Source organism: Ensifer aridi, assembly GCF_002078505.1.
Taxonomy (GTDB): Bacteria; Pseudomonadota; Alphaproteobacteria; order Rhizobiales; family Rhizobiaceae; genus Sinorhizobium; species Sinorhizobium aridi.
On record NZ_LUAV01000029.1, the window covers coordinates 21561 to 29859 of the forward strand.

Here is an 8299-nt window from a genome sequence, read left to right on the forward strand (position 1 = left end):
CAGAGGGACCAATTTCCCCCTACTCGAGGAGCTTCATTGCCTTCTGGACGTCCGCGCGCAAGCTGTCTACGATACATCCACCGAATACCCCGAGGACACACCAAGCAGCATGTAATTTCCTGCAGAGACGACGCGATCCCAATACTGAACCGGTATTGGGAGATAGGCCGGGCTCATGACGGTAGCGGCCCCGAGGGCGAGCAGGGCAAAGACGAAGACCCAATAGAACGGGAAATGCTGTTTGATCGCCTTCCAAAGCGTGAGCAGCATTGAGGCGAGATAGACAGCGATGAATGCATTACTGACATGGTTGATCTCAGGTTCCATCCGTCTTTCCTGGCTCTAGTTGCAACTTTGCGGCGCCAGACCAGCCCTTACTGCTAAAATGCAGAGTAGCAGAGAATACAAGGCGAGGAAGCCCTATTCGCCAAACGCACGCCTCCCACGGCAAAGAGCCGCGCCCTGCGATGCAGGGCGCGGCCTTCTCACTTCGGCCTGTTGCCGTTGTCGGCTTTGGCGTAATCGCACTGGTAGCTGACCTCGACCTTGGCGATGAGCGGAAGCGAGATCGCGACCGAGATCTTTAACTGGCCCGTGTGGGACAGTTTGGCGACTTGCCGATTGATGTAGAGGCGAAGGCGGCGGCCGGTCTTTTGGCAGAAGGTTACGAGCGCTTTCATGAGGGTGATCCTCCTTAGTGGTTGTGCGTAATCGCGAAGCTCGAATACGGCAGGCACCGCCGAGTGCACGCGTAGCGGTCGCAACGAAGCGAAGCGGAGAGGAGAACCCTTGAGGGTTGCACGCCAAGGCCGGACCCGACGTATTGTGCACAGCATTAGATTGCGCATAGCCACTAAGGAGAGGCCGGGAAGCGCGGCCTTCGTAGCCCCAGCCGCTGCCTTCGCCGTCAATCGGCAAATCGCCATCCGGCCGCCCGGCCGGATTCTCGGTCGCAGTCCCGCTGCAGCGGGTCAGGCCCAGAGCTTCAACGGCCGACAACGACAACAAGCCGAAGTGAGCCGGCCCGCTTGCGGGGCGGCCGCCGTGGATGGGGAGGGGAGCACCAGGGGAGGGGTGTCAAGGGCGCCCCTCGTTCCGTCCCTGGCCCGCTCGATGCGGGCTTGGGACGGCCGGAGCGCTTTGAAGTTGGGGAGAAAATCGCCTATATTGATTTCCGGAGTGGGGACGAGCCTTGCGGCCCGCCCCCGTTTCCTAGAGCCAGAATTGGACTCGGATCCGCACTTGCCAGGTGGTCCGGGTCCTTTTCACGTCTAGGGTGATGCTAAGTGGTAGGAACCACATGCAGCACCTCCGGTTCGAGGGCGAGGCCGTCGCTCCTCGGTCGGGGTGGCCCATCCTCCCCGAACGCGCCGCTGGCTCGGCGCTGCTGCTTCCGCCCTCGAAACTGATCTCTACCTTTTACCGCACTATGCCGAGTCGTTCACCAAGACTCGGCGGGTGCGACGGTCCCGCTTCCTTGAGCATCGCCAGCATCATTTCCCTCGTCAGGCCACGGACCTCGTAGCCTCGCGCCCGGGCGGCCTCGATGATGGACTCCAGGGTTGGGTATTCCTCAAGAAATGCGCCCAGCCAAAGGGCGCATTCGTCGGTTTCCGGGTCTGGATACGCCTGTAGGAAGAAGGTCCGCAACGGCGGATCGTAGCCGATCGTTCCTTCCTCGTCCGTTGTCATCCCGTTCGTGATCTGCACAGTGTATCGGCTCAATTTCCGCTCCTGTAGCTTTTACTGTCGGCCGCGCCGTCGAATAGCGCGGCCAATCTTTGGTTGCAGTCTTAATAGCGCCTACACGTTTTCTAAAGCCGGAAATGCGCGACCAAACGCCTGATTGGCGCGATGGCAAGCAAGGGCGTAAGCGACGATTTGCGCGATCAAATCCGGATCGGCCGCACCCGCCCTTTTCGCCCTGTCGGCGAAGTCCTCGGCGAGCTCGCCGTCCTCCTCGCCGACATGCTTGTTGCCAACAATCCACGAAATCTGTGCGGTCGGGACTTCGAGTCGGGGTTTGATGGGAACGGCAGAAGTCGAGCCCTTCCGGGTGCTCGCTGCGGCTCCGGCCTTCTCTGCCTCGGCTTCGGTCGGAAAATAGGCCATGACCAATTTCCGGCGCTGCGCGTCGGCGGCGCTGATGAAGGCGTGCCCGCCGTCCTCGGTCTTATACAGCGCCCAATCGGCGGCAGTGCCGCCGAAATAAGGGTCGCCCTTGCCGTAAAACTCCATTGCGGAATAGATCGTGTCGACCATCGGAACTGTCCTTTTCTCGGGATTTGAGCGAGTGATCACGCGGCGTTGGCGCCGCTGATCGTCTTCAACACGCGCTGGGCGGCGTAGCGTCCGGACTCGTTCAAGTGCCGTTGCCAAGCGCCTTGTGATGGCGACCAGCGGAAGCCGTTCGCCTTGAGCACGCGCCGCGTCGGGTCGTCTGGCTTGCCGGGAAAGATCAACTGGATCCGCGCAATGTCGGCGTTCTCCTTGATCTCGACGGCGCCGGCGCTCGTCTCGACCTCCTGGCTTCGAGTGCCGCGTTGCTTCATCCTTGCAAGCGCCGCAAGGCGTTGCTGCAGGCGGCGGAGTTCGGCGCGTCGGTTGGTCGTGGTGAAGCCGCGCCGGGACTGCCACGGGGCTAACTTGATGCCTCTGGCTGCGGCGTCAGCGGAAAGGCCGGTATGGGCCACAACGGCGGCAATCATGTCCTCTTCGCTGGAAAGGTCCTTCTCCATGCGCCGGATGATCGCGTTGGCGGCTTTCATTCGGTCGATGGAAAGCGCCAGCTCCTCGATGCGGGTAACGATGCGCTGCATCGCCACCGGATCGCCGGATCGGATCGGCTCATCGTCCGTGCCGTGCGGGAAGGCCTTCCGCTTCGCGGATTTGCGAGCCATTGCCTCGTGCGCCTTCAGATCGGCGCGGCGGGCGTCCGAAATCCTCATGCGCTTTTCGTTGCGGGACACGGGAAAGCGGGCAGGGCCGGTAATAAACCAGTTCATGCAACGGCCTTCCGCCGCCCAATAGCGGCGCGTCAAATCGACATGCCGCCGCGCGAAGGCTTCGATTTCAGCCTCCGGGATCGGCTCGCAAGCCTTGTTCCAAAGCTCCACGACATGGGCGCCAAACTGATTCAGCCGCTCGGCCAGGTCGGCAAGCTCTGACCTTGCGCGCCGGTCGGGAAAGTGGGTGAGCGCATGAAACTGCGGCTCGATGTCCTCCGCCGCAATGGTTGCGGCGAAGGTTCCTGCGACGATGGCGAGGATGTTGTTTTCGAGGGCCGCGATTTTCATCATGCCTCTCCCTCGACAAGGGTAGGGGCGCGGCGCTCGATGCGGCATTGCAACCCTGCAAGCGCACCGGCAATGATGATGCCGCCCGATGAAATCTCGTCTGCCTTTGCGAAAACCGGGTCCAGGACCGGGCGGCAGCATTTGAAATGCTTGGCTGCATCCTCAAGGCTGATGAGGGGGGACGTGTAAGGCGTGCTGCCATCGCCTCCGACAAGCATGATCTTGCCTGCGATCGGCTGCGGGAAGCCTTCAAAGATCGTGAAGGCAGTCAACCCGTCCTGCAGACCTTCTTCGTCGACGAAAAGCGTGTGCCGCTCGTCGAACCGCACGACCTCCAGCAGGCGGCAGCCGATAATCGCGTAAAGCGGCCGGATGCCCAGGTCGACCTGAAGCTCTACCGGCTTAAAGATCGTGGTTTCCGGGTCCAGCACATAAGCGGTGTTTGCTCTTACCATTTTCTAGCCCTTTCCTTTCCGCGAAGCGGTCTAGCGTCTGCCCGAGGGGCAGGAGCCCCGCTCCTGCTCCCCGAGCTCGCGCGGAGCAGCGGGAGAGAGGGAGGCAAGGGAACAAAACGGAGGGGGTTCGCCCGCCCGAGGCCAAAGCCGAAGGGGCGACGCAAAATCCGCGCATGCGGATTCGTCGATCCTGCACGGAGCGAGCCGGAGGCGAGGGGAGGAAGGACGGGGAGACCGTTTTTTCCCTTGTGAGGGAGAGAGGGCAGCGCCCTCTTTCCCTCTTTCAGGAAGGCAAAGTCGGCCGTCTGGCGGCCGCCATTTCAGATACGAGAAGGGCCGCCCTGGCTTGTAGAACAGGACGGCCCCGTGGTGCATGACAAGAAGGGCTAGCGACTTGCCACGACCAACTCTCGATTGTCGTTGCCGGTTGGCAATATGCTGATTTCACTGCAAGCTGTAAACGGCTTTCATAGCAATTTGATGCAGTCATGACGTGAAGGCCGCGAGGCGGCTCTTGCGCAACCGATCGTTACCCTATTGGGCGAAGAACGCTTTTTTGCGGTCTTCGTGCCGAAGGCATAGAGCGGGGTCGCGTCAGCGATGCGCCAAATTGATACCACCCAAGACGTTTTGAGGGTTCCTAGAACACAACCACTTCCATTAAAGTGGTCTGCACCATCAACAACCCCCGGTAGGATGAATGGCAGGACCGTCGCTGGAGCAATGGATTTCGGATCTCGGATTGCAACAAGTCAATGATCCGGACGTTGACAAACCAGTGTATCGGCTACCACCCCGGACGGTCGAATTACACTCAGCGCCGCGCTGGAAGAAAGAATCTCCGTTAGTATCCGGGAAGCCCGCGAGAGGCGAAATCTCTCCCGGTCGAAACTGGCGCCCCTGCTTGGTCTCAGCGAAGCGGTTTACGCCCGCTACGAAACAAGCGTTTCCCGCCTGACGGTAGGCCGCCTGATCCATCTCTGCGAGGTGCTCGGGGCAAGTCCGGAAGAGCTTCTAGCGCCGGCAGCTCTCCATCTGTGGGGCGAAAACCAAACCAAAGTGGATCTGCTCCTGGCCTGCATCGACAAGCTGCGAGCCTTCGACGACGAAACCTTGCAGGACGTTTTCAGCTTGCTCAATCGGCTACGAAAGAGCGGCAACGGCGGCAATGGCGCGGCGTCCGCCGCGCCATTGCTCCCCGGGCCGGCGAGCGTTTGAAGAGGATGAATGGACATGGCGAAACGTGAATCTGGGCGGCTTATGTTGGAGAGCGAGATCCCCGCCTTTGTGGACGCGGTGATCGAGGCCGGCTGTGACATCTGCGCCATCGGCCACGACTGCTACGTTCTCGGCGACCTCGAGGAAATGGACGCCGCGGCCGACGAACTCGATCGCATTGGTGAAGTGTTCGGCGACCGGGATTTCCTCCTGCTGGAAATTGTCGCATATCTTCGCTCCCTCGGCCGGTACCTGGAGCCAGGCCCATCCCCGGGGCATTGGTCGGACAATAAAAAAGCGCACTGAAGGCAGGGGCATTGAATGTGGTGGAGAAGCAAACAGCCGTTGGAGCAAGTGCCTTGGTATCGCGCACCTGGCTACAAGGGGAATTTGACAGAAGCCGAAAAGCGCCAGCTTGACGCGTTTCGAATGCAAGAGCAGCATCCCTCTGCGCGTTATATAGACCTCCCGAACGAGGTCCAGTCCTATATCAGCGCCGTCCAAATCGAACTGTATGACCTCAAGCAATCAGGAGCGGCCTCGCGAGCCATGTTAGCGACCGCTCTTGGCGCTGCGGTGCTATACGCCAGCTATTTTGGGATTGGTCCAACGGAGTCGCACTGGCCATACCTCGCCGGCCTCGCCCTTTTGATCGCCCCTTGGTTTTTCTATCGCTCCGAGTGGAGAAGGAATGCGGACGAGTTCCTTCCGAGAGATCCCTCTGCGCCTACCTCTACAGATGAGCTCATCAAACGGGAGTGGGAGTTGGATTTCATGTCGGAGCGGGATGATGACAAGTCGGTCTCAGGGTAGGCTGGGGCTCCGGCAGAAGTGATGCGGGCAACTGGGGCGACATATGAGAGCTATCATTTTTGCGACAATAATTTCCATACTCGGCTGGATAACCAATGGGCACGCAGAAAACGCGTCTCGAGAGAAATGCACCTGCGATCCGAAACCCGGAGAACTTCAAGATAACGGCGCCTGGGTGGCGGTCCGCGACTACTTCGTTGTCGAGGATGATACGGGCGAGCGCTTCTGGTCCTGGTCGGAAGCGGTCGGCGAGCAGCAGGTGCGCGACCTCGGCCTCAATCCGGACGATCGGCGTCTCGCTTTGACCCTGCGGCTTGCCCAGCAGCTGATGGGAGCGCCGCGCCATCTCGGTCAGCATCCAGGAGGTTTCGTTCTGACGCACGACAGGCTCGATGACCTGGTGCCGATCGAGCCGGCGACGATGGCCGACCGGCAGGTCATCGAATGGGACAAGGATGACATCGAGGCGCTGAGATTCATGAAGGTCGACGTGCTGGCGCTCGGCATGCTGACCTGCATGGCCAAGGCTTTCGCGATGATCAAGGAGCACAAGCATGAGGATCTCGAGCTTTCGACCATCCCCCAGGAGGACCCGGCGACCTACGCGATGATCCGCAAGGCTGACACGCTCGGCACCTTCCAGATCGAATCCCGCGCACAGATGTCCATGTTGCCCCGCATGAAGCCGCGGACCTTCTATGATCTCGTCATCCAGGTGGCGATCGTCCGCCCCGGGCCGATCCAGGGCGACATGGTGCATCCCTATCTGCGCCGGCGCGAGGGCAAGGAGAAGGTCGAGTACCCGACACCCGAACTGGAAGCGGTCCTGCACAAGACGCTGGGCGTGCCACTGTTTCAGGAATCGGCCATGAAGGTGGCGATGGTCTGTGCGGGGTTCACCGGCGGCGAAGCCGACCAGCTCCGGAAATCCATGGCGACCTTCAAGTTCACCGGGGGCGTCTCGAAGTTCAAGGACAAGCTCGTCTCCGGCATGATCCGGAACGGCTACTCGCCGGAGTTCGCCGAGAAGACATTCTCCCAACTGGAAGGCTTCGGGTCCTATGGGTTCCCCGAAAGTCATGCAGCGTCCTTCGCGCTGATCGCCTATGCCTCCAATTACGTGAAATGTCATTTCCCGGACGTCTTCTGTGCGGCGCTTTTGAACTCGCAACCCATGGGCTTTTATGCCCCGGCGCAGATCGTCGCCGACGCGAGGAAGCACGGCGTTGAGGTCCGTCCGGTCTGCGTCAACCATTCGCGCTGGGACTGCACGCTGGAGCCGATCGAAGGCGCAGACCGGCACGCAGTGCGGCTCGGCATGCGTCTGGTGCGCGGCCTGGCGACAGCCGAAGCGGCACGCATCGTCGCTGCCCGCGCCGACGAGCCCTTCGTATCGGTGGACGACACGTGGCGGCGATCGGGTGTACCGGTCGCCTCGCTGGTCGAACTTGCCGAAGCCGACGCCTACCTGCCGTCTCTCCGACTTGAGCGACGTGACGCACTTTGGGCAATCAAGGCACTGCGCAACGAGCCGCTGCCTCTCTTCACTGCCGCGGCGGAGCGGGAGGCGCGCGCCATCGCCGAGCAGCAAGAGCCGCAAGTCGAGCTCAGGCAAATGACCGAGGGCCACAACGTCGTCGAGGATTACAGCCATACCAGCCTCACGCTGCGGCAGCATCCCTTGAGTTTCCTGCGGGGCGATCTCGCCAAACGTCGGATCGTCACCTGTGCCGAGGCGATGACTGCGCGCGACAGCCAATGGCTGATGGCCGCCGGCCTGGTGCTGGTACGGCAACGCCCGGGTTCGGCGAAGGGCGTCATGTTCATCACCATCGAGGACGAGACCGGTGTGGCCAATGTCGTCGTCTGGCCAAAGCTCTTCGAGCGGTCGCGCCGGGTCGTGCTCGGCGCCAGCATGATGGCGATCAACGGAAAGATCCAGCGCGAAGGGGAGGTGGTGCACCTCGTCGCCCAGCAACTCTTCGATCTCTCGACCGACCTGTCGAGCCTAGCAGAGCGCGACGGAGCATTCCGGCCGTCGACCGGCCGCGGCGATGAGTTCGCTCACGGCTCCCCTGGAAGTCCGGATTCCCGCGAAAAAGCGCCTCCAGGGGTTCGATCGAGGGACATGTTCGTGCCGGATCTTCATATCGATAATCTGAAGATCAAGAGCCGGAATTTTCAGTGATGCAAGAGGCAGGTCTGCAGTTCCAATCCCTTCAAGATCATTGTTGTGAGCCTGAGGCAAAGAGCGCGGTTTCGGCAGTGAAGCTGCGTGAGTGAGTGAAAAATTGCTCTGCAAAACAGGTACTTGGTGATGTCATCGCCAAACAGCCCGTTGCGCCTCCAAAAAGCAGGCTGTTTGTTGCTTTCTGAACGGTCACGACCCATCACAACAGTCTGATCCTCAGGAAAACCGGAGTGCTTGACCGACGAAAAAGCAACACGTCTCAAACGACCGTCCAGTTCCATAAGGTATCTTATGCGATATGTTATTGTAGCCGCAAAGTTAAAGTG

Annotated in this window: 10 protein-coding genes and 2 pseudogenes; 5 read left to right on the forward strand and 7 right to left on the reverse strand. The window is 60.7% G+C overall.

The window, feature by feature from the left end:
- Positions 1–66: 66 nt before the first annotated feature.
- The 6 genes from AYK65_RS21995 to AYK65_RS22020 form a co-directional block, all read right to left on the reverse strand.
- Positions 67–327, reverse strand: coding sequence for a hypothetical protein (locus AYK65_RS21995; RefSeq protein WP_081160715.1), 261 nt, complete (start codon positions 325–327; stop codon positions 67–69).
- Between the two features lie 158 nt (positions 328–485).
- Positions 486–680: a hypothetical protein gene (locus AYK65_RS22000; RefSeq protein ID WP_081160717.1), complete on the reverse strand. Its 195-nt coding sequence runs from the start codon at positions 678–680 to the stop codon at positions 486–488.
- A 739-nt stretch (positions 681–1419) separates the two neighbouring features.
- The gene (locus AYK65_RS22005; protein WP_081160720.1) at positions 1420–1725 is read right to left on the reverse strand and encodes a hypothetical protein; all 306 of its coding nucleotides are present in this window, start codon (positions 1723–1725) and stop codon (positions 1420–1422) included.
- Between the two features lie 78 nt (positions 1726–1803).
- Positions 1804–2262 carry a hypothetical protein gene (locus tag AYK65_RS22010; RefSeq protein ID WP_244560081.1) on the reverse strand — a complete coding sequence of 153 codons (459 nt, stop codon included), beginning with the start codon at positions 2260–2262 and terminating at the stop codon, positions 1804–1806.
- Positions 2263–2297: 35 nt separating this feature from the next.
- Positions 2298–3296: a hypothetical protein gene (locus AYK65_RS22015; RefSeq protein WP_244560082.1), complete on the reverse strand. Its 999-nt coding sequence runs from the start codon at positions 3294–3296 to the stop codon at positions 2298–2300.
- A complete protein-coding gene (locus tag AYK65_RS22020) occupies positions 3296–3751 on the reverse strand; it encodes a DUF3846 domain-containing protein (RefSeq protein ID WP_081160725.1) in 456 nt (151 codons plus the stop codon). The genes AYK65_RS22015 and AYK65_RS22020 overlap by 1 nt, the downstream gene beginning before the upstream one ends.
- A 900-nt stretch (positions 3752–4651) precedes the next feature.
- Here AYK65_RS22020 and AYK65_RS33240 point away from each other — a divergent pair.
- The 5 genes and pseudogenes from AYK65_RS33240 to AYK65_RS22040 form a co-directional block, all read left to right on the forward strand.
- Positions 4652–4708 (forward strand): annotated as a pseudogene (locus tag AYK65_RS33240) (helix-turn-helix domain-containing protein); the annotation flags it as partial.
- A 102-nt stretch (positions 4709–4810) separates the two neighbouring features.
- Entirely contained in the window at positions 4811–4969 is a 159-nt protein-coding gene (locus AYK65_RS33245) for a hypothetical protein (RefSeq protein ID WP_244560083.1), read from the forward strand.
- 15 nt (positions 4970–4984) lie between these two features.
- Positions 4985–5275 (forward strand): hypothetical protein, encoded by a 291-nt coding sequence (locus AYK65_RS22030; RefSeq protein WP_081160738.1) that lies wholly within the window; start codon positions 4985–4987, stop codon positions 5273–5275.
- A gap of 15 nt (positions 5276–5290) precedes the next feature.
- Positions 5291–5782 (forward strand): hypothetical protein, encoded by a 492-nt coding sequence (locus AYK65_RS22035; protein WP_139793307.1) that lies wholly within the window; start codon positions 5291–5293, stop codon positions 5780–5782.
- 223 nt (positions 5783–6005) lie between these two features.
- Positions 6006–7970: pseudogene (locus AYK65_RS22040) on the forward strand (helix-hairpin-helix domain-containing protein); the annotation flags it as partial.
- Here AYK65_RS22040 and AYK65_RS32025 read toward each other — a convergent pair.
- On the reverse strand, positions 7964–8299 hold a 336-nt coding region (locus AYK65_RS32025; RefSeq protein WP_210190420.1), incomplete at its 5' end, for a hypothetical protein. The pseudogene AYK65_RS22040 and the gene AYK65_RS32025 sit on opposite strands and share 7 nt — an antisense overlap.